This window comes from Elioraea sp. Yellowstone (assembly GCF_006704265.1).
GTDB lineage: Bacteria > Pseudomonadota > Alphaproteobacteria > Acetobacterales > Acetobacteraceae > Elioraea.
The window spans coordinates 1-19,606 of sequence record NZ_VIKA01000029.1 but is presented as its reverse complement, the minus strand read 5'-3'; the positions used below and the strand labels follow the sequence as shown (position 1 = coordinate 19,606).

The 19,606-nt window shown below is 72.3% G+C and carries 15 protein-coding genes and 1 pseudogene; 6 read left to right on the top strand and 10 right to left on the bottom strand.

Annotated features, from left to right (window positions below):
- Positions 1-8: 8 nt before the first annotated feature.
- Genes FK498_RS06565 through FK498_RS06550 form a run of 4 tightly spaced genes read right to left on the bottom strand, consistent with a single transcriptional unit; the run spans position 9 to position 5,117 of the window.
- A complete protein-coding gene (locus FK498_RS06565; protein ID WP_237560856.1) occupies positions 9-1,607 on the bottom strand; it encodes an ABC transporter substrate-binding protein in 1,599 nt (532 codons plus the stop codon).
- Positions 1,608-1,630: 23 nt separating this feature from the next.
- Complete coding sequence (locus FK498_RS06560; protein WP_141852789.1) at positions 1,631-2,521, bottom strand: ABC transporter permease; 891 nt, start codon at positions 2,519-2,521, stop codon at positions 1,631-1,633.
- A complete protein-coding gene (locus tag FK498_RS06555) occupies positions 2,518-3,459 on the bottom strand; it encodes an ABC transporter permease (protein WP_141852787.1) in 942 nt (313 codons plus the stop codon). Before FK498_RS06555 ends, FK498_RS06560 begins: the two co-directional genes overlap by 4 nt.
- Before the next feature lie 8 nt (positions 3,460-3,467).
- Complete coding sequence (locus tag FK498_RS06550) at positions 3,468-5,117, bottom strand: amidohydrolase (RefSeq protein WP_141852785.1); 1,650 nt, start codon at positions 5,115-5,117, stop codon at positions 3,468-3,470.
- A 191-nt stretch (positions 5,118-5,308) separates the two neighbouring features.
- On the opposite strand from FK498_RS06550, the gene FK498_RS06545 reads away from it, so the two are divergent.
- Complete coding sequence (locus tag FK498_RS06545; protein ID WP_161988334.1) at positions 5,309-6,466, top strand: YbfB/YjiJ family MFS transporter; 1,158 nt, start codon at positions 5,309-5,311, stop codon at positions 6,464-6,466.
- Between the two features lie 240 nt (positions 6,467-6,706).
- Here the strand turns inward: FK498_RS06545 and FK498_RS06540 are convergent, their stop codons facing one another.
- The 6 genes from FK498_RS06540 to FK498_RS06515 all read right to left on the bottom strand — a co-directional run bounded on the left by FK498_RS06540 (position 6,707) and on the right by FK498_RS06515 (position 13,767).
- Complete coding sequence (locus FK498_RS06540) at positions 6,707-7,378, bottom strand: DUF1194 domain-containing protein (protein ID WP_141852781.1); 672 nt, start codon at positions 7,376-7,378, stop codon at positions 6,707-6,709.
- Complete coding sequence (locus FK498_RS06535) at positions 7,375-8,124, bottom strand: SDR family oxidoreductase (RefSeq protein ID WP_141852779.1); 750 nt, start codon at positions 8,122-8,124, stop codon at positions 7,375-7,377. Before FK498_RS06535 ends, FK498_RS06540 begins: the two co-directional genes overlap by 4 nt.
- Positions 8,125-8,205: 81 nt before the next feature.
- Positions 8,206-9,327, bottom strand: a complete 1,122-nt coding sequence (locus FK498_RS06530; RefSeq protein WP_141852777.1) for a flagellin — start codon at positions 9,325-9,327, stop codon at positions 8,206-8,208.
- Positions 9,328-9,343: 16 nt separating this feature from the next.
- Positions 9,344-10,927: a flagellar hook-associated protein FlgK gene (locus FK498_RS06525; protein WP_141852775.1), complete on the bottom strand. Its 1,584-nt coding sequence runs from the start codon at positions 10,925-10,927 to the stop codon at positions 9,344-9,346.
- 26 nt (positions 10,928-10,953) lie between these two features.
- Positions 10,954-13,230 carry a flagellar hook-basal body complex protein gene (locus FK498_RS06520; protein ID WP_141852774.1) on the bottom strand — a complete coding sequence of 759 codons (2,277 nt, stop codon included), beginning with the start codon at positions 13,228-13,230 and terminating at the stop codon, positions 10,954-10,956.
- Positions 13,231-13,401: 171 nt separating this feature from the next.
- Positions 13,402-13,767 (bottom strand): flagellar biosynthesis repressor FlbT, encoded by a 366-nt coding sequence (locus tag FK498_RS06515; protein WP_141852772.1) that lies wholly within the window; start codon positions 13,765-13,767, stop codon positions 13,402-13,404.
- Between the two features lie 1,596 nt (positions 13,768-15,363).
- Here FK498_RS06515 and FK498_RS19215 point away from each other — a divergent pair.
- From FK498_RS19215 to FK498_RS06485, 5 genes and pseudogenes are all read left to right on the top strand, one after another.
- Positions 15,364-15,786, top strand: coding sequence for a flagellar hook-length control protein FliK (locus FK498_RS19215; RefSeq protein ID WP_161988333.1), 423 nt, complete (start codon positions 15,364-15,366; stop codon positions 15,784-15,786).
- Positions 15,787-15,798: 12 nt separating this feature from the next.
- The gene (locus tag FK498_RS06500; RefSeq protein WP_141852768.1) at positions 15,799-16,467 is read left to right on the top strand and encodes a flagellar hook assembly protein FlgD; all 669 of its coding nucleotides are present in this window, start codon (positions 15,799-15,801) and stop codon (positions 16,465-16,467) included.
- Between the two features lie 179 nt (positions 16,468-16,646).
- A complete protein-coding gene (gene fliF / locus FK498_RS06495; protein ID WP_141852766.1) occupies positions 16,647-18,314 on the top strand; it encodes a flagellar basal-body MS-ring/collar protein FliF in 1,668 nt (555 codons plus the stop codon).
- A 3-nt stretch (positions 18,315-18,317) separates the two neighbouring features.
- The gene (gene fliG / locus FK498_RS06490) at positions 18,318-19,334 is read left to right on the top strand and encodes a flagellar motor switch protein FliG (RefSeq protein WP_141852764.1); all 1,017 of its coding nucleotides are present in this window, start codon (positions 18,318-18,320) and stop codon (positions 19,332-19,334) included.
- A gap of 1 nt (position 19,335) precedes the next feature.
- A pseudogene (locus FK498_RS06485) lies at positions 19,336-19,606 on the top strand (hypothetical protein); the annotation flags it as partial.

Genomic DNA, 19,606 nt, shown 5'->3' with positions numbered 1-19,606 from the left:
CCGTCGGGTCAGCGCGTCAGGCGGATGTCGAGCCCCTTGTACAGGGCCGCGCTGTAGACGCCGTGCGGACGCGCGCCCGCGACGCGCGGTCCCGTCGCCAGCCAGAGCTGCGAGTGCGCGATCGGGAACCACACCGAGGCCTCGGTGAGCTGGCGCTGCACGTTCGCCACCGCCTGCCGCCGCACCGCCTCGTCGAGCGCCGAGCGCGCCTCGCGCAGCCAGGCGTCGGTCTGCTCGTTCTTCCAGTTCATGCGGTTGGGCGTCGGCGCCGCCTCGCTGCGGAAATAGAGGTTCAGCGCGTCCGTCGCGGAGACGTAGGGATACGACATCATGAACGCGTCGAACTCCTGCGTGGCGAGCCGCCCCCAGGCCACGGTGGCATCAAACATCTGGATGCGCATCTCGATGCCGACGCGCCGCAGGTCGGCCTGGATCGACTCCGTCATCTGCCGGTTGGTCTGGGTGGCGATGGCATAGACGAGGAAGGAGGCGCGCTGCCCGTCCTTGACGCGGATACCGTCCGGTCCCGGCCGCCAGCCGGCCTCGTCCAGGATCCGCCGCGCCTCGGCCGGATCATGGCCGGGATGCTTCGCCTTCGCCTCGGGATCGAAGCCGGGAGCGGCAGGGTGGATCAGGCTGCGCATCGGGTCGGCCGCGCCGAAGAACGTCGCCTGCACCATCGCGTCGCGATCGACCGCGAGGTTGACGGCGCGACGGATGACGGGGTCGTTCACCACCGGCTTGTCGACCTTGAAGCCCATGAAGAAGTCGACGAAGTAGTTGGGCTGGCGCTGCACGGTCATCCCCGGCACGCGCCTCAGCGCCTCGAGTGCGAAGGTCGGGATGTGCTGGGTTGCATCGCCCTGGCCGGTCTGCAGCGCCGCGATGCGCGTGTTCGGGTCGGGGATCACGCGCCATATCACGCGCTCGATCTGCGGACTCGGGTTCTCGTAGATCGGCGGACCCCAGTTGTAGGTCGGGTGCTTCTGCAGCACGAGGTCCTGGCGCGGCGTCCAGGACACCCAGCAATAGGGGCCGGTGCCGTTGAAGCCCTGCGTGCCGAAGTTGTCGCCCAGCCGCTCGACCGTGTGCCTGTCGATCACGCCGGCGAAGTAGAGCGTGAGCTGGAACAGCAGCTCCGCGAAGGGCTCGTTCAGCTCGTACTCGACCGTGACGTCGTCCTTGGCACGGATCTCCTTCACGGGGCCGGCGCGCCAGCGCACGGGACTGCGCGTGGCCGGATCGATCCAGCGGTTGAGCGAGTAGACGACGTCGTGCGCGGTCATCCTGCGGCCATCGCAGAACGTCACGTCGTCGCGCAGGTTGAAGGTGTAGAGCTTGCCGTCCTCGCTCACGGTCCAGGACTTGGCCAGCCCCGGCTTCACCGTGGTCTGGTCCCAATCCATGGAGACCAGCGTGTCCGTCATCATGTAGATGACCTCGCCAGCGGCGAACGCGGTCACCTTGTGCGGATCGTAGCGGTCGGCGTCGATCTCGCGCAGCACCACCAGCGTGTTGCGCGGCGCCTGCGCGAACGCTTCGCCCGTCGCGGCCAGCGCGATCGCGCCGGCCGCCGCCATCAGAAGCCCTCTTACGGTTCGTTGCATGCTCGTCTCCCTTCCAACGCCGTTCAGATGCGCAGCCTCGGGTCCAGCGCGTCGCGCAGCGCGTCGCCCAGCACGTTGAACGCCAGCACCACGAGGAAGATCAGCACGGACGGCACCACCGAGATGTGGGGCGCGAAGAACAGGAAGTTCCGCCCCTCGGAGGCCATCGCGCCGAGCTCGGCCACCGGCGGCTGGGCGCCCAGGCCGAGGAACGAGAGCGCCGAGCCGAGCAGGATCACCTGGCCGAAGCGGAGTGTGGCGAACACGAAGATCGGGCTCAGGCAGTTCGGCGCGACATGCCGCCAGATCAGCCGGGCGTCGCTCATCCCCACCGCGCGCGCCGCATCGATGTAGTCCTGCTTCATCACCACCAGCGCGGCTCCGCGCACGATGCGGGCCATCAGCGGCACGGTCGCGATCGACATCGCCACCACGATCGCGAACACGCCGGGGCCGAAGATCGCCGCGATCGCCAGCCCGAACAGGATCGCCGGGAAGGACAGCAGCATGTCCATCAGCCGCATCAGCAGCCCATCGATGCGACGGTAGAACGCGGCGAGGAAGCCGATCAGGATGCCGGTGCTGCCGCCGATCACCACCGCGACCAGTCCCATCATGAGGGTCAGCCGGAGCCCGTAGAGGCAGCGCACCACCATGTCGCGGCCCTGCGCGTCGGTGCCGAGCAGGAACTCGCCGCCGGGTGGGCGCAGCGTGGCGCGGAGATTCGTCTCGTAAGGATCGGCTCCGGCGAGCCAGGGGGCGAACACCGCGGCGAGCACGAAGGCGGTCGCCATCACCGCCGCGATCGCGGCACCGGGCTCGGTGAACAGGCGGCGCAGCAGGCCGGCGCGCGGCGGCGGCGTGTCCGAGGCCGGGACGAGGATCGGCGTGTCGGTGGCGGTGGCCGTGCTCATGACGCGCGCACCCGCGGATCGAGCACGGCGTAGAGCACATCGACGATCAGGTTGATCACGATGAAGCCCAGGCTGAGGACGATGATGGTGCCCTGCGCCATCGGGAAATCCGAGGACAGGATCGCGCCGACCGCGAGCCGCCCGACACCGGGCCAGGAGAAGATCGTCTCGGTCACCACCGCGCCGCCGAGCAGGAAGCCGATCTGCAGGCCGATCAGCGTCACCACCGGGATCAGCGCGTTGCGCAGCGCATGGCGCAGCACGACGAGCCGCTCGGCCAGCCCCTTCGCGCGCGCGGTGCGCACGTGATCCGCCGACAGCACGTCCAGCACGGCGGTGCGCGTCATGCGCGCGATCGGCCCGACGAACACGCCCCCCAGCGTGAGCGCAGGCAGGGCGATCGCGCGCAGGCCCTCGACCGTCCAGAGCGGGCCGCCGCGGCCGGTGAACGGAAGCAGCTGCCACGTGAAGCCGACATACCAGATCAGCACGAGGCCGACGAAGAACACCGGGATCGACACGCCGGCGACCGCGAACGCCATCACCGCGCGGTCGAACAGGCTGCCGCGCCAATAGGCCGCGACCGTGCCGAGCAGCAGGCCGAGCGGGATCGACCAGAGGAGCGAGGCGAGCATCAGCTCGAGCGTGGGCCCGATGGTCGCGCCGAGCTCCTGCGCCACCGGCACGTTGTTGATGATCGAGACGCCGAGATCGCCCTGCGCGAGCCGCCAGAGGTAGCGCAGGAACTGCTCCCAGATCGGGCGGTCGAGGCCGAGATCGCGGCGGATCGCCTCGATCACGTCCGGCGTCGCCATCGGCCCGGCGCGCACCGTAGCGGGATCGGTCGGCACGACCTGCAGCAGCACGAAGCCGATCAGCAGCACGCCGAACATCACTGGCACGGCCGTGAGCAGGCGGCGGACGATGTGCTGCAGCATCGCGGGACCTACTGCGCGGCCGCTGCGGCGAGCTCGCCGTGGCGGTCGAAGATCACCGCCCCGCCGCGCAACGTCAGATCGGCACGTGCCGTCAACACCTCCTCGGGTGACAGCGTGAACAGATCGGCCGAGATCACCGCGATGTCGGCGAGCATGCCGGGGGCAAGCGTGCCGCGCGTGGTCTCGGCGAACTGGCTGTAGGCGCCCGCGTAGGTGTAGGCGTGCAGCGCCTGCTCCAGGGTCAGCGTCTGGTCCGGCCCGAGCACGGTGCCCCGGTTCGTCCTGCGCGTGAGCATCGCGTACAGGTTCACGAACGGATCGACGGTCGAGACCGGTGCGTCGGAACTGGCCGAGGGCTCGTGCCCCTCCTCGATCCAGGTACGCATCGGATAGGCCGCCTCGGCGCGGGCCCGGCCGAGATTCTTCACGTAGAGATCGCCGAACTCGTACATGAACACCGGCTGCGGCACGGGCAGGATGCCGCGCGCCTTCATGCGTCTGCGCTGATCGGCCGTGAGGAAGCCGCAATGCTCGATGCGATGGCGCCGCCCGGCGACCGGGTGCTCCGGCGTATCCGCGGCCTCCATCCCGCTCAGCACCTGCTCGATCGCGGCATCGCCGATCGCATGGATGTCGAGCTGCCAGCCCTGGCGGTGATAGAGGCCGAGCAGGTGATGCATGGTCTCGGTCGGGAAGCAGAGCACGCCGGTGCCGCCGCCCGCACTGTCCAGATAGGGGTCGAAGAACGCCGCGGTCAGCCCGCCGGCCGAGCCGTCGGCGAACACCTTCACGGCACCCCAGCGCAGCATCGCGTCGCCCGCCATCGGCCGCAGCCCCTCTTCCCAGGCGGCCTGCGCGATGCCCTCCGGGTTGCCGGCAAGCACCTGCCACATGCGCAAGCCGAGCTGCCCGTCGCGTTTCGCGCGCTCGTAGGCCGCAATCTCGGCGAGCCCCGCGGTCATGCCGACATTCATGTCGGTGGCGGCAGCGAAGCCGCGACCCGCGAGATCCGCGCAGGCCGCACGGATGCCCTCCACCATCTGCACCTCGTCGGGTGCGGGCACCTGGTCCAGGATCAGCCGCATGGCGCGTTCCTGGAACAGGCCGGTGAGCTTGCCGCCCCTGCGCTCGATCACCCCTCCTTCAGGGTCGGGCGTGTTGTGACCGACGCCGGCAAGGCGCATCGCCGCGCTGTTGGCGACGATCATGTGCCCGCAGGTGCGCCGGATCACCACCGGATGGTCGGGTGCCGCACGGTCGAGTTCCTCGGCCGTCGGGTGCCGGCCGATATCGAGCACGAAGTGGTCGTAGCCGCGGCCGAGCACCCATGCCCCCTTCGGCGCCGCCCTGGCCGCGGCAGCGACGCGCCTGAGCGCCTCGTCGAGGGTGCGCACCTCCTCGGCGCGCAGATTGACCTGCGACAGGCCAAGCCCGTAGGGCAGGAGGTGCATATGCGCCTCGTTGAAGGCCGGGATCGCGAGCCGTCCGGCGAGATCGAGGCGTCGCGTCCTCGCACCGGCGAGCGGCTCGATCGCGTCACGCGCGCCGACCGCCGCCACGCGGCCATCGGCCACCGCGAGCGCCGCGGCGAAGCCCGCCTCACGCCCGCACCAGATCCGGCCGCCGGAGAGGACGAGATCGACACCGCTCTCTGCCATCACGCGCTCCCCCCACCACGGCGCGCAGGCGCACGGGCATCCTGGTCGTTCCCCCGGAACGCGCGGACATGCACGGAGGGCGCGCAATGCCTCATCCCTGATGCTCCCCGGCGGCGTTCCCGTGTTGGCGAGAGTCCTGGCAGCGGCGAATGGTCGCGTCAAGCCGCGGCGGCACGACACCGCCCCCCGCCATGAGCTCGGCATCCCGGCACCGCTCCGAGAGCTTGGCTCCCGCGCTCGCCGGGCTCGGCGCGCTGTTCGTCGGCCTCGGCCTCGGCCGCTTCGCCTACACGCCGCTGCTGCCGGCGCTCGTCACGGCAGGATGGTTCACGCCGGGCGAGGCCGCCGGGCTCGGGGCCGCCAATCTCATCGCCTATCTCGCCGGCGCCGCAGTCGCCCGACCGCTCGGCCGCGCCATTCCCCTGCCGCCCCTGATGCGCGGTGCGATGCTGGCGACGGCGGCATCGCTCGCGGTCTGCGGCCTGCGGCCCGGCATCGCGACGTTCTACGCGCTGCGCGCGCTCGCCGGCGTGACGGGCGGCGTGCTGATGGTGCTGGGGCCGCCCTCGCTGCTGGCAAGCGTGCCCGCCGCGCGACGCGGGCGCGTGGGCGGGATCATGTTCGCCGGTGTCGGCATCGGCATCGTCGCCGCCTCCTCGATCCTGCCCGTGCTGCTGCGCGCGGGCGTCCCGGCCGCCTGGCACGGACTTGCCGCGGCCGCTCTGGTCTTCGCGCTGATCGGCTGGCGCGGCTGGCCGCCCGCACCGCCGCCCCCGCCGCCGCACGACAGCGCCGCGGCGCGCCCGCTGCGCCGGCTCGTGCTCGCCTACGGCGTGAACGCGATCCCGGTCGTTCCGCACATGATCCTGCTCTCGGACTATGTCGCGCGCGGGCTGGGCGCTGGCGTCACGGCCGGATCGGCGGCCTTCGTGCTCTATGGAATCGGCGCGGCGCTCGGGCCGCTGATCGGCGGCTGGATCGGCGATCGGCTGGGTTTCCGCCGCACGCTCGACCTCGCGGTGATCGTGCAGACCGCCGCGATCCTGCTGCCGGCGCCGGTGCAGACGATGCCGGCCGCCTTCGTCTCCGCCGTGATCGTCGGCTCGCTTACACCCGGCATCCCGCCCCTGGTGCTGAACCGCGCGGCCGAGATCGCGGGGCCCGCAGGTGCAGCGCGCTTCTGGCGTGCGGCGACCATCGCCTTCGCGGTCGGCCAGGCGGTCGGCGCCTGGGCCACGGCGTCGGCCTTCGCGCGGATCGAGGCGCACCCGCCGCTCTTCGTCGCGGCCGCGGCCGTCGCCGCCCTCTCGCTCGCAATGCTGCCGCGGGGTGCCGCCCGGCGCGCATGATGCCCGGCCGACAAAGGTTCGACCTTTGCCGGCCGGGCATCAGGCCTTGGTTTTGCGCGCAGCCGCCCCTTGAGCCCCGCGCGCCATACCCTCCGCACAAAGGTCAAACCCTTGTGCTCCGGGTATGAGCGTGCCGCCGGGGCGATCCGCGCGCCCGCGGTCTGCGCACCACTGCGGCCGACATGCGCTGCCGTTCCGGCCCGATCGCCCCGCCGCCGGTCTTCGCCGGCGGCGATGCGGTCATGCGATCTCGCGGATCAGCTTGCGGCGCAAGGCGTCGACGAACTCCGCCCGGCCCTCCGCCACCTCGACGAAGGCGCCCGGCCCGCCGATCACGTCGCGCGCATAGGCGTCCGCCAGCCCCGCCCGCGCGGCGCGGACGATGATCGCAAGCGCGTTGATGGTGATGCCCTTCGCCACCGCCGCATCGCGCGCGACCGGCGCGGGCGTCAGGCTGCGCATGTCCGGCCCGTCGCCCGAGACGTCGATGATGCGCCGCGTCGCCTCGCAGGGGCAGTCCTCGAACAGCGCCGTCGCATGCGCGATCGCATCGCCGATCGCGTTCCAGGACTGCAGCGAGCGCGGCGCGCGCACCACCGCCCGCCCGAAGATCGCCGCGCCTTCCGCGTCACCGACCACCGTCCACGGCACCATGGTCGCCGCCCCGCCGGGCGAGCCCCACTCGACATAGGCGAAGGCGGTACGGCCGAGCGGCTGCGAGCGGATCGCCTCGAGCACCCGGGCGTCAGCCACCGCCCTGGCGATCCCCTCCTTCTGGAAACGAAGCTCATCCTCGTCGATCGAGCCGGAGGCATCGGCCGCCAGAACCAGCGCGACGTCGACCGGGTCGCGCGCACGTGCCGGGGCTGTCAGGATCGACAGGCCGGCGGCGACGAGCGCGCGCCGCCTCATCCCCGCCCCACGAACGGCATCTTGGTCGCCATGATCGTCATGGTCAGGATGTTCGTCTCCAGCGGCAAGCTCGCCATGTGCACGATTGCGTCACCGACGTGGTCGACGTTCATGGTCGGCTCGACCGCGACCCGCCCGTCGGCCTGCTTCACCCCGCGCTGCATCCGCTGCGTCATCGGGGTCGCGGCGTTGCCGATGTCGATCTGGCCGCAGGCGATGTCGTATTTGCGGCCATCGAGCGCGATCGTCTTGGTCAGACCCGTGATCGCGTGCTTGGTCGCGGTGTAGGGCGCGCTGTCGGGTCGCGGCGCGTGCGCGCTGATCGAGCCGTTGTTGATGATGCGTCCGCCCCGAGGGTTCTGCTCCTTCATCATGCGGAAGGCGGCCTGGGCACAGAGGAAGCACCCCGTCAGGTTCACCGCGACGACCCCCGACCACTGCTCGTAGGTCAAGTCCTCGAACGGCGTGCCGGGCACATTGGTGCCGGCATTGTTGAACAGCAGGTCGAGCCGGCCGAACGTCCGCTTCGTCGCCTCGAACAGGGCGGCGACCGAGGCCGGATCCGCCACGTCCGTCGGCACGACCAGCGTACGCGCATCCGGCGGCGCCATGCCGGCGGTCTCCGCGAGCGCATCCTTGCGCCGGCCGGCCAGCACGACGCTCCAGCCTGCGCGCGCCAGCGCCAGCGCCGCCGCGCGCCCCACGCCCGAGCCCGCACCGGTGACGATCGCGATCCTGTCGGCCATCCGCCCCCCCTTTCGTGGTCAGGGGCGCATCATGTCGAGAGATCGCGCGAGGGGGAAGCGGGAGGGTCGGAAGCGCGCGGTTCAGACGTAGCGGGCGAGGTTCATGTCCCGGAGCCCGCCGATCAGGCGATAGGACATCTCGAGCTGCACCTGGAGGAGCTGCAGCCGCGCCGAGACCTCGGCGATGTCCACGTCCTCGACCTTCGAGATCTGTGCCTTCAGCACGACCTGAAGGTCGGCATGCGCCTCCCTGGTGCGGGCGAGGCGCTGTTCGGCAACGCCCAGCGCGGCACGCTCGTCCTCGAGCGTGCGGCCGGCCGACTGCAGCGAGTTCGCGATCCGCTGCACGAGATCCTTGAACTCGGGCTCGGCCGTCTGCGCCTCGGTCAGGCTGCCGAGCATGGCGAGCCCGCGCATCAGGTCGCGCATGAAGCTGCCGGTGGACGGCGGATCGGCGGCGGACTGCGCCACGGCGTTCTGGTTGGCCCGCAGGCCATAGACGATGCGCGTGCCGTCCTCGGCGAGCAGGCTGGTGCTCGGCTCGCCGAGCCCCCCCGCCGGCGCGGGCGTCGAGAGGAAGGCCGAGAAGGGCGTCGTACCGGCCGCGTCCGAGGCCGCGATCGCGAGCGTGTCCGCCATCACCTGGGCGGCGCTGCGCGGCACATCGGGCGTCAGCGGGTTCGCATCGTCGTCCCACGGCACGCCGAGGCTCTGGGTCGCCGCCTCGATCTGGGTGAAGAAGCCGGTCTGGAGAATGGTGGCCGCATTGGGCACGGGCGGATTGGAGCTGTCGGAGCCGCCGAACACGTAGGTGTCGCCGGCACGCACGTTGAGCAGCCCGGCGATCTCCTGGAGCGCGGCGCGCGCCTCCTGCGCCACCACCTCCACCCCGGTCTCGCCGAGCGTGATCAGCGAGAGGGCGCGCTTGGCCATCTCGGAGGAGAGTTCGCCGATCCGCCCGAGCGCCGACTGCGTGACCGTGATGCGTGCCTCCGCCGTCTCGATCGCGCGCGCATAGGTGTCGCGCCGCGCCACCTCGGCCCTGAGGTCGATCGACATGCGCGCCTGCGGCGCGAGCCCGCCGAAGGTCTCGGCCTTCAGCCCCGTCGAGGCCTGGCGCACCAGCCCGTCCATGCGGTCGCGCGTGGCGAGCGCACCGGCGAGCAGCCGCCCGATCGTGCCGTAGGAGGAATTGACCTGCATCGCGCTTCTCCCGTGCTCAGCGGACGGATGCGAGCAGCGCGTCCCACATCGCCTGCGAGGCGGTGATCACGCGCGCATTCGCGGCATAGGCGTTCTGGAGCTGGATCAGCAGCGCCATCTCCTTGTCGAGGTTGACCCCGACCGCATCGGCGTAGCGGCTGGCGAGCAGGTCGCGCGTCGAGGCGAGGCTCTCGGCGCTGGCCTTGGCCGCCGCATGCTCCGCGGTCTGGGCCGTCACCAGATTGGCGGCGAAGTCGGCGAGCGTGCCGGTCGAGGCGATCGGCGAGGAGAGGTCGCCGCGCGGGCCAAGGCCCGTCGTCAGGAACGGCGGGTCATGCGGCCGACCGACGCCGAGCTGGGTGCCGAAGGTGAAGTCGAGGATGCGCTTCACCATGCCGTCGAACGAGGCCGGCCCGCCCGGGGGGTTGGGCGTGAACGGGTCGCCGTAGGGCGCCTGCACTTCGCGCGTCGCCGGCCAGGGCGGCAGTCCGCCGGGCACGGCATGGGTGCCGTCGCGCACCAGCGCGGGGTTCTCCACCACCGCGGCGAAGACGCGGATCTCGGCGGCGAAGCCGACATAGCCCTTCTGGCCGGCACCCTGCGTTTCCTGCGGCACGTTGCCGCGCGCATCCGAGAACAGCCGCAGCCCCTGCTGGTCGAAGCGGCGGGCGAGCTTGTGGGCGAACTCGTCGAGCTCGGCCTGCATGCGCGGCAGGGTCTCGTCGCGCAGCCCGATCAGCGCGCCGAGCTCGCCGCCGAGCTGGCCGCGCGTCAGGTCCTTGGGATTCTCCGGGTCCGCCGGATCGATCAGCAGCACCGGCGGCACCGTGCCGCCGCCCGGCTCGTAGTAGGACTGCGGCGCGAGCGAGGCGCCGCTCACCGCCAGCGCGCCGTCGCGCAGGGGTATGGTCTGGCCGCCTCGGGTGAAGGCGGTCATCTCCCCCTTCTCGTTCAGCACCACGCGCAGATCCATCAAGGCGGCAAGCCGGCCGATCACCGCGTCGCGCTTGTCCTCGAGCTCTGCGGTGCTCTGATCCTCGGCCTTCAGCCGCACGATCTCGCGCGTCAGGCTGCCTGCCTCGGCGAGCAGCCGGTTCGCCTCCGCGACACCGTCCACCAGGCGATGCTGGCTGCGGTTGCGCGCATCGGTGACCGCCGCCGAGAGGGCATTCAGCTTGCTCGCCAGCGCGTCCGCCGCGTCGACGATCTCGACCTGGAGGCTGGTCGAGGAGGGCTGGGCGGCAAGGGCGATGAAGCCGTCGCGCACCCGGCCGGTGAGTCCGGCGAGGCTGTCGCCGTTCTCCGGCCGGCCATGCAGCGCCTCGAGGGGCTGCAGGATCTCGGTGCGCACCTGGGCGGCCGCCACCCCCGCCTCGCGCTGCCAGACCGCGCGCTGCAGCGCGGCCTCGGTCGCGCGCTGCGTCGGCTCGGTGCGCACGCCGATGCCGCGCCCGTCCGCCACCACCGCACTGGTCGGCACCTTCTTGGCGGTGTAGCCCGGGACCTCGGCATTGGCGATGTTGTTCGAGACGACGCGGAGCTGCTGGTTGATCGCCCGCAGCCCCGAGACCGAGATGCCGAGTGCGGCGTCCAGCCCCATCGCGTCCTCCGCCTAGCCCTTCCGGCTCAGCGCTTCATGTTGAGCGTGTCGAGCAGCATCTCGTCGGAGGCGGTGACGATGCGCGTGTTGGCGGTGTAGGCGCGCTGGGCGACGATCAGCTTCGAGAACTCCGCCGCCATGTCGACATTGGAGCGCTCCACCGACCCCACCACCAGCTTGCCGGCGCCGTCGCGGCCCGGATCGAGCACCTTCGCCTCGCCCGACTCGACCGTGCGCATGAAGGCCTGGCCGTCGATGCGCTCGAGCTTGTCGGCCTCGTTGAAGGTGACCACCGGCACGCGCGCGATCGTGCGGCTCTGGCCGTTGTCGTAGTTGATCACGACATCGCCCGTCTCGTTCAGGGCGAGCGAGGAGAAGCTGCCCTGCGGCACGCCGTTCTGCTCGAGGCTGCGCAGCGCGTAGTCGGAGCCGGCGAACTGGGTCACGCCGTCGGCGAGCCCGAAGGAGCCGAGGAAGATGCGCACCGTCTGCGGGCCCTGGCCGTAGTTCAGCACCACGTCGACATAGGCCGGATCGCCCGTGAGCTGGTTGGCCGGCACGGTGGCGGTGCCGCCGGCCACGTTCGCGCCCGAGATCGCCGTGATGGTGCCGGCCCGCAGCGGATCGCCGCCCGCGCCGAAGCTCACCTGGATGTGCGGCGGGATGTTGCCGTTGGTGGTGCGCGTGCCGCCCGTGGCGGCCGTCAGGGTCGGCGTCACCTCGACCTCGAGCGGGGCGCCGGCCGCGGTCGTCAGGCTGAACTGGTCCGGGCCCACGGGCGTCACGGTGATGCCGGTCGGCGTGCCGATCGCCGTCACCAGGGCGTCGCGCACGTCCGTCGCGGTATCGCCGGCGAGCGCGGTGTAGGTGTAGTCGGCGCCGTTCAGGGTCACGGTGAAGACCTCGCCGCCGGCGAAGGGACCGCCGGGCACGGTGACGCTGCTCTGCCCGCCATCGACGGTCCAGGACGGGATCGGCACCCCGTTCTTCGCCTTCAGCGTCAGGATGCCGCCCTGCACGCTGGCCAGCGCCGGGCTGTCGGGATCGGCGTTGATCTGGGCGGCCAGCGCGTTGGCGATGGCGTTGATCGAACCCTCCTCGCCGGTCGTCGTGTAGGTCCAGCTCCGGCTTGCCGGGAAACCGCCGGTGATGCCGGAGAGCGAGATCGAATAGGTGTCGCCGACTTCGCCGACCGTGCCGGTCAGCACGAAGCTGTCGGTCTGATACGATGGCGTGACATTCGCGACCGAGGCCGCCACGGAGAGGCTGCTCGAGGTGGCGAGAGTGTAGGGCGTGCCGGCGTTGACGGCACGCAGCTGGAACGTGTCGTCGTCCACCACCACCGCGGAGACGCCGAGCGTGGCGCTGTCCGTGTTGATGCGGCTGACGAGCTGGTTGCGAACCGCCTGCTGGCCGCCGGGCGAACCGAGCGCAGCATCGGCGGAGGTCGCGGTGTAGCTGACGACGATGCCGTTGATCGTCACGCTGTAGACGGTGCCGGCGACGATGGTCGCGGGCAGGTCGATGTCGTCGGTCTGCTGCACCGGCTGCACCGTGCCGGTGACGTTGAAGGCGTTCATCTGCTGGTCGTTGAAGCCGGGGATCGTGCCGGCGCCGCCGACCGGATCGAGGCTCGAGCCCGGGGCCAGCACGTCCATCCGCCAGTTGTTGGATCCCGCCTTGGTCCACTGCACGGAGATCGAGCGCGCCTCGCCGAGCGCATCGTAGATCGGCACGATCGAGGTGAAGGTGGTCTGGCCCTCCGGAGGATTGGCCGGCAGGTTGGCCGCCAGCACGATCTCGCTGGTCGCGACCGGATTGGAGACGAGCTGGCTGACGCGGATCGGCAGCACGCCCGACCGGTCGATCTGGCGCGTGACCGGATCCACGCCCCAGCCCTGCAGGAAGTAGCCGGCACTGTTCACGAGGTAGCCGTTGCGGTCGAGCGTGAAGTCGCCGGCGCGGGTGTAGAACTGCCGCTGGTCGAAGGTCGGCTGGCCGTTCACCTCGCCGTTCTGGGCCGCGACCGTGAAGAAGCCCTGGCCGGCGATCGCGAGCGCGGTGCGGTTCTCGGTCTGCTCGATCGTGCCCTGCAGGTTGTGGGTGTAGTCGGGCCGCGCGACGACACTGCCCGGCGCGTGGATGCGCTGGGTCGAGTTCGTCACGTAGCTGACGAAGTTGGTGTCGATGCGCTTGAAGCCGATGGTCTGGCTGTTGGCGACGTTGTCCGAGATGTGACCGAGCGCGCGCGACTGCGCGGTCAGTCCGCCGATCGCCGTGGTCATCGCTCCGAACAGGGACATGGTGGCCTCGCTGTGCTGGCAGGAGTGGTCGGACCCGCCCCAGCAGGCGGCGTGCCACGCCGGCGAGACGGCGGGAATCCGCCGGTCGGGCCGGGCGTCGGGGGTGTCGGGCGCGTGGCGGACCCGGTCCGTTCCGACCCACCCGGCAAGCCCTGCCGGGCAGGGCGCGCCTCAGCCGCGGGCGGGAAACAGCGCCGCGACGCGGCGCATCGCCTGGTAGGCATGGCCCTCGGCCAGGAGCGTCTCGATCGCGTCGAGCTCGCCTGCGGCCTCTGGCCGGGCGGCGCGCAGCGCGGCAAGGGCGGCGGCCAGGTCGGTCGTGCCCGGCGCGCCCTCCTCGCCGAGATAGCGGCACTGGATCGCGTAGTAGAGGGCGCGCTCCGGCCCGTCGATCTCGGCCGCGCGCAGCATGTCGCGGCCGCGCAGGAACTGCGCCCGGGTGTGCAGGAAGATCGTGGCCGTGCGTTCGCCGGCGCCGATCACCGCACCGTTGACGACCACCGTCTCGCCGGGCCGAAGCACGACCTTCAAGGGCATTCTGCCGCTCCTGATCCTGTGCGGCCGGCGTTGCACCGCCCGCCCAGCCGCCGTGAGGACAAGCAAGCGCCATGCCGAGGGGAGGCGGGCCGCGCCTCGCCCCGACGCCGCGCCCGATCCGGCACCGCGCCCGGCAGAACCGACCCGGCAGCCGGCATGCTCCGTACCGGCGCCCCGGCAGAGCCTGCCGGCCGATCCGGGCGGGAGAGGCGGCGGAGCACGCGCGTGTCGCGCTTCCGGCACTGGCCCGGGATTTGCGGGGGCGCCGGCATGCTGACCATCCTCCCCGCCGCGACCATGCCGCCGGTGCTGCCCGAAGGCATCGAGGCCGTGCCTTCGGTGCCGCCGGAGGAGGGGGGCTTCGCGGCCGAGCTGGCGCTTGCCCTGCGCGGGCGCGCTGCGGGGATACCCGCGGTCCCGGCGCCTGCGTTTGCTGGCGAAGCCGCCGTTCCGGCCCCCGGCCCGGTCGCGCCGGCGCATCCCGTGCCGACGGCCGGGCAAGGCGCGTCCGCCGCCGGCGCCGGAGCGGGCCTCTCGATGGCCGCGCCGGTGCCGGATGCCCCGCCCGAACCCGCCGCGCCGTCGGCCCCGTCCGTCCCGCCCGCCTCGGCCGACACCGGGGCGCCGATTCCGCCGGCTGCGGCAGCCGAGCCGCCGCAGCCCGGTCCGCCGTCCACGCTGCCGCCCGACCAGACGCCGCAGCCTGTCGCCCGGGGGCCATCCCCAGGCACGGGGATGGCGCAGGATGTCCCGCTGCCGGATGCCGCGCCCCCGATCGCCCGGCCGGCTGCCTCGCCGGCGGTGACGGCAACGGCATCCGATCCGCCGTCGCTGCCCGCCGTGCCGGCCGTCCTGCGACCGGCGACCACCGATCAGCCGGCCACGCCGGCCGACGTGCCGGCGCCCACCCCGCCGGATCCGGAGGAGGACACGCCCGTCCCGGACGCGGCGCTCCGGGTCGCGCCCGAGGCGCCGCCTGAACCCGACCGGCCGGCGACCGAGGCCGACGCCCTGCCGGCGGTCATGCCGCAGGGCGAGGCCGGACCGCCCGAGAGAGTCGACACGGCGGTCGCGGCGCCCGAACGGCCAACGCCCGCCGAGATGCCGGCGCACGGCGACCTGCCCGTCCCGGATCCCCAGGTCCTCGCGGCCGCATCCCCGCCGAGCGAACGTCCGCCTCCCGATCGGCTCCGGCCGGCCGTCCCGGCCGCGATCACGCCGATCGCCGCGCCGGCGGACGGCACGGCAGCCGCGCAGCCCGATGCATCGCTGCCCGGCCCCGCCTCAGCATCGGCGCCGGCATCGGCCCTGGCATCGTCCCCTGCGCCTCAGGCCCCGGCCGCCGCGCCGATGCAGCGCACCGACCAGCCGCCGGATCATGCCGCGACGACGGCCGCGGAGACGACCGCATCCGGCGCGCCGGTCGAGGAGACGGCCGAAGCACCGGCACCGCATGCCGGCGAACCGGACCAGCCGGCCGCGCGTCGTGAGACCGGCCCGGCGCGCGCCCCGGTCCAGAGCGCGGCTATCGAGGCCGCATCCCATCCCCCGCCGGCCGAGCGCCCGTCGCCCGCCGGCGCAAGCCCGCCCGCGAGCGTGCATCGGCCGCCCCCCGCCCCGCCGGCGCAGCAGATCGCCCCGGTGCTGGTCACCCTCGCCGCCGGCGCAACGGGACAGAGCGAGAGCCTCATCCTGACACTGGAGCCGCAGGAACTCGGCCGGATCGAGGTCGAGGTGACGCGCGAGGGCGAGCGGCGGGTGGCGATCGCGGTGATCGCCGACCGGCCGGAGACGCTGCACCTCCTGATGCGCGACGCCGCCGTGCTCGACCGCGCGCTCGCCCAGGCCGGCGTGGGGGCCGAGGGACGCAGCCTCGCCTTCGATCTCGGCGGCGGCTCCGATCGGCGCGGGGAGCGCGGTGCGCCGGCGTCCGGCCGCGGCGATGCCCCGGCCACGCCCCGCGCCGACGGCACCGCGCGCCGGGCCGATCCGCTGAGCCTGCTCGACATCGCCATCTAGGGGGTTGGACCCATGACCACGATCACCCAGGCAGCCACGCTCACCGCCGCCCAGCGGCAGGAGACCGCGCTCAACTCGCGCAAGCAGATCGCGTCCAACTTCCAGGACTTCCTGAAGCTGCTGACCACGCAGCTCCAGCACCAGGACCCGACCGCGCCGCTCGACACCAACCAGTTCACGCAGCAGCTGGTGCAGTTCGCCCAGGTCGAGCAGCAGCTCGCCACCAACAGCCACCTCGAGCGGCTGATCACGGTGCAGGAGACCACCCAGCTCACCGCCCTCACGCCGCTGATCGGCCGCACGGTCGAGGCGGACAGCGGCAAGGTCGCACTGCAAGGCGGCGAGGCCCGCGGCAGCTACACGCTGCGCGCGGATGCGACCGCGGTGACCGTGACGATCCGCGACAGCACGGGCCGCGTGGTCGCGCAGGGGCCCGGGCAGACGCGCGCGGGCCGGCAGGAGTTCTTCTGGGACGGCGTCTCGGCCTCCGGCCAGCGCTGGCCCGACGGCGCCTACACGGTCGAGGTCCAGGCGCAGTACGGCAGCTCGCTCGAGACCGTGCCGACCACGGTGATCGGCCGCATCACCGGGGCGGAGCGCGCCGATGGCACGCTCAAGCTGGCGATGGGCGATCTGCGGATCGACACCACGGCGATCCGCGCGGTCCAGCCCGATCGTTGAGCAACGCATCCGGGCATGGAACCGGGACGGATCTGCCGATCGGCAAAATCTGCCGCGCATTAACGCGCGCGTAAGTCCTTTCCGCCACGCTCCCGCATGGATGAGCGCCCGCCTCCCATGCGGGCGCAGGCAGGGTGCCGCCGTGCCGCGGCGGCATCCGGCCAGGAAAGGATCGGGACGTGAACGCGCTGTTCGCTGGGCTGAAGACGCTTGGACCGGTTCGCCTCGCCGCTCTCGGCGCGGTCGGCATCGCCGTGCTGGGCGTGATCGTGTTCCTCGCCGCGCGCGCCGGCCAGCCGCCGATGGCACTGCTCTACGGCGAGCTCGACCAGCGCGACGCCGCCCAGATCGTCGCCGCGCTGGAACGCCAGCGCATCCCCTATCGGCTGGGCGGCAACGGCACGCAGATCATGGTGCCGACCGACCAGGTGCCGCGCCTGCGCCTCTCGCTCGCCTCCGAGGGCCTGCCGGCGGGCGGGTCGGTCGGCTACGAGATCTTCGACCGTGCCGACGGGCTGACCGCATCGTCGTTCCAGCAGAACATGAACCACCTGCGCGCGCTCGAGGGCGAGCTCGCGCGCACCATCCGCTCGATCCACGGCGTGCGCGCGGCGCGCGTGCATCTCGTGCTGCCGCGGCGCGATCCGTTCTCGCGCCGCGAGGGCGAGGCGCAGGCCTCGATCGTGCTGACCATGGCCGGCGTGCAGCGGCTGGATCGCGAGCAGGTGCAGGCGATCGTGCATCTCGTCGCCGCCGCCGTGCCGGGACTCAAGCCGCAGCACATCTCGGTGGTGGACAACCGCGGCTCGCTGCTCGCCCGCTCCGGCCAGGCGGTCGGCGAGATGGGCCTCGCGCTGAATGCCGAGGAGATGCGCCGCGCGCACGAGATCCGCCTCGGCCGCGCGATCGAGGAGATGCTGGAACGCACCCTCGGCGTCGGCCGCGTGCGCGCCGAGGTCGCGGCCGAGATGGACTTCGACCGCGTCACCGAGAGCCGCGAGAGCTTCGACCCCGACCAGCAGGTGGCGCGGTCGGTGCAGACCGTGACCGAGGAGAGCCGCACCACCGAGCGCAACGACAACGTCACCGTCGGCAACAACCTGCCGAACCCGCAGCCGCAGCAGGCGCAGGCCGGTTCGCAGGAGAGCCGGACCGAGGAGACCACGAACTACGAGATCGGCCGCATCACGCGCCAGATCGTGCGGGACACGCCGATGGTGCGCCGCCTCTCGGTCGCCGTGCTGGTGGATCACGCGCCGGCCGGCCCGGGCGAGGAGCCGCGCGCCCGCACGCCCGAGGAGATCGAGCGCATCGCCACGCTGGTCCGCTCGGCGGTCGGGTTCAACGCCGAGCGCGGCGACCGCGTCGAGGTGGTGAATCTGCGCTTCGCCGATGCCGCTGCCGCCCCCGCCGAGCCGGAGACCCTGTTCGGCCTGCCGATCGGTCGCGCCGAGATCGTGCGCGTGGTCGAGACCGTGGTGTTCGGCATCGTCGCCCTGCTGGCGCTGCTGCTGGTCGCGCGGCCGCTCGCCGGCCGCGCGCTCGAACGGATCGGCCAGGCCGAAGCCGGCGGGGGCGCCGCCTTGGCCGGCCCATCGGAGGGCATCGCCGCCCTGCCCGCACCCGCCGGCGCGCCGGCGCTCGTCGAGGCGCAGGCCGGCATGGCCGCGCTCGCCGCACCGTCCTACCCGCCCCGGCCGGTGGAGGAGCGCGAGAGCATGATCAACATCGCCCAGATCGAGGGGCAGATGCGCGCCTCCTCGATCCGCCGCGTCGCCGAACTCGCCGAGAAGCACCCCGAGGAGGCCGTCTCGGTGGTGCGCGGCTGGATGGCGCAGGAGGGCTAGGCCGTGGCGCGCGCGAAGGAGGACTATCGCAGCCTGACGGGGCCGCAGAAGGCGGCGGTGCTGATGATGGCGCTCGGCGAGGAGGGCGCGGCAAAGCTGTTCGCGCTGATGCACGAGGACGAGATCAAGGAAGTGTCCTCGGCGATGGCCACGCTCGGCCCCGTCTCGTCCTCGATCGTCGAGCGGCTGTGCCAGGAGTTCGCGAGCCAGATGAGCGCCGCCGGCAACCTGGTCGGCAGCTTCGAGACCACCGAACGGCTGCTCGCCAAGACCCTGCCGAAGGAGCGGGTCGCGCAGATCATGGAGGAGATCCGCGGCCCTGCCGGGCGCACCATGTGGGACAAGCTCGGCAACGTGAACGAGGCCGTGCTCGCGAACTACCTGAAGAACGAATACCCGCAGACGGTCGCACTGGTGCTCTCGCGCGTGCGCGCCGATCACGCGGCGAAGGTGCTGCAGCTCCTGCCCGAGCCCTTCGCGATGGAGGTCGTGATGCGCATGCTGCGCATGGAGAGCGTGCAGAAGGAGGTGCTCGAGGGGGTGGAGCGCACGCTCCGGTCCGAGTTCATGTCCAATCTCGCCCGCACCCAGCGTCGCGACGCGCACGAGATCATGGCGGACATCTTCAACAACCTCGACCGCGCGGCCGAAACCCGCTTCCTGTCGGCGCTCGAGGAGCGCAACCGCGAGGCGGCCGAGCGCATCAAGAGCCTGATGTTCACCTTCGACGACCTCGTGCGCGTGAACGGCGCGGGCATCCAGGTGCTGCTGCGCGCGGTCGAGAAGGAGAAGCTGGCGCTGGCCCTGAAGGGGGCCTCGGATACGATCCGCGACCTCTTCTTCAAGAACCTCTCCGAGCGCGCGGGCAAGATGCTGCGCGAGGACATCGAGGCGCTCGGCCCGGTGCGCCTGAAGGATGTCGAGGAGGCGCAGGCCACCATCGTCGCCACCGCCAAGGACCTCGCCGCCGCCGGACAGATCACGCTGTCCGACGGGCGCGAGGAGGAGATGGTGTACTGAGATGAGCGCCGATCGCCTGAACGGCCACGCAGCCGCGGCGCGCAAGCTGCCGCTCTCCGCCCTCGCAGGGTCGCGCCGCCGGCTCGAGGACGAGCCAGCGCCGGCCCGTCGCGTGCTGTTCGGCGAGAGCTTCGACCCCCCGCCTCCGCCGCCCCCGGAGCCCGAGATCATCGCGCCGACCTTCACCCTCGCGGATCTCGAAGCCGCGCGCGCCGAGGCCTTCGCCGAGGGCCGCGCCGCCGGGCTTGCCGAGGCCGCGGCCGGCCAGGCCG

What these genes read in the sequence shown, in the direction of transcription:
- FK498_RS06515 (WP_141852772.1), bottom strand. Translation starts at nt 13,767, where the DNA reads ATGCCCTTGAAGGTCGTGCTTCGGCCCGGCGAGACGGTGGTCGTCAAC.
- FK498_RS06545 (WP_161988334.1), top strand. Translation starts at nt 5,309, where the DNA reads ATGAGCTCGGCATCCCGGCACCGCTCCGAGAGCTTGGCTCCCGCGCTC.
- FK498_RS06520 (WP_141852774.1), bottom strand. Translation starts at nt 13,230, where the DNA reads ATGTCCCTGTTCGGAGCGATGACCACGGCGATCGGCGGACTGACCGCG.
- FK498_RS06540 (WP_141852781.1), bottom strand. Translation starts at nt 7,378, where the DNA reads ATGAGGCGGCGCGCGCTCGTCGCCGCCGGCCTGTCGATCCTGACAGCC.
- FK498_RS06555 (WP_141852787.1), bottom strand. Translation starts at nt 3,459, where the DNA reads ATGCTGCAGCACATCGTCCGCCGCCTGCTCACGGCCGTGCCAGTGATG.
- FK498_RS06525 (WP_141852775.1), bottom strand. Translation starts at nt 10,927, where the DNA reads ATGGGGCTGGACGCCGCACTCGGCATCTCGGTCTCGGGGCTGCGGGCG.
- FK498_RS06530 (WP_141852777.1), bottom strand. Translation starts at nt 9,327, where the DNA reads ATGCAGGTCAATTCCTCCTACGGCACGATCGGGCGGCTGCTCGCCGGT.
- FK498_RS06550 (WP_141852785.1), bottom strand. Translation starts at nt 5,117, where the DNA reads ATGGCAGAGAGCGGTGTCGATCTCGTCCTCTCCGGCGGCCGGATCTGG.
- FK498_RS06560 (WP_141852789.1), bottom strand. Translation starts at nt 2,521, where the DNA reads ATGAGCACGGCCACCGCCACCGACACGCCGATCCTCGTCCCGGCCTCG.
- FK498_RS06535 (WP_141852779.1), bottom strand. Translation starts at nt 8,124, where the DNA reads ATGGCCGACAGGATCGCGATCGTCACCGGTGCGGGCTCGGGCGTGGGG.
- FK498_RS06565 (WP_237560856.1), bottom strand. Translation starts at nt 1,607, where the DNA reads ATGCAACGAACCGTAAGAGGGCTTCTGATGGCGGCGGCCGGCGCGATC.
- FK498_RS06500 (WP_141852768.1), top strand. Translation starts at nt 15,799, where the DNA reads ATGACCACGATCACCCAGGCAGCCACGCTCACCGCCGCCCAGCGGCAG.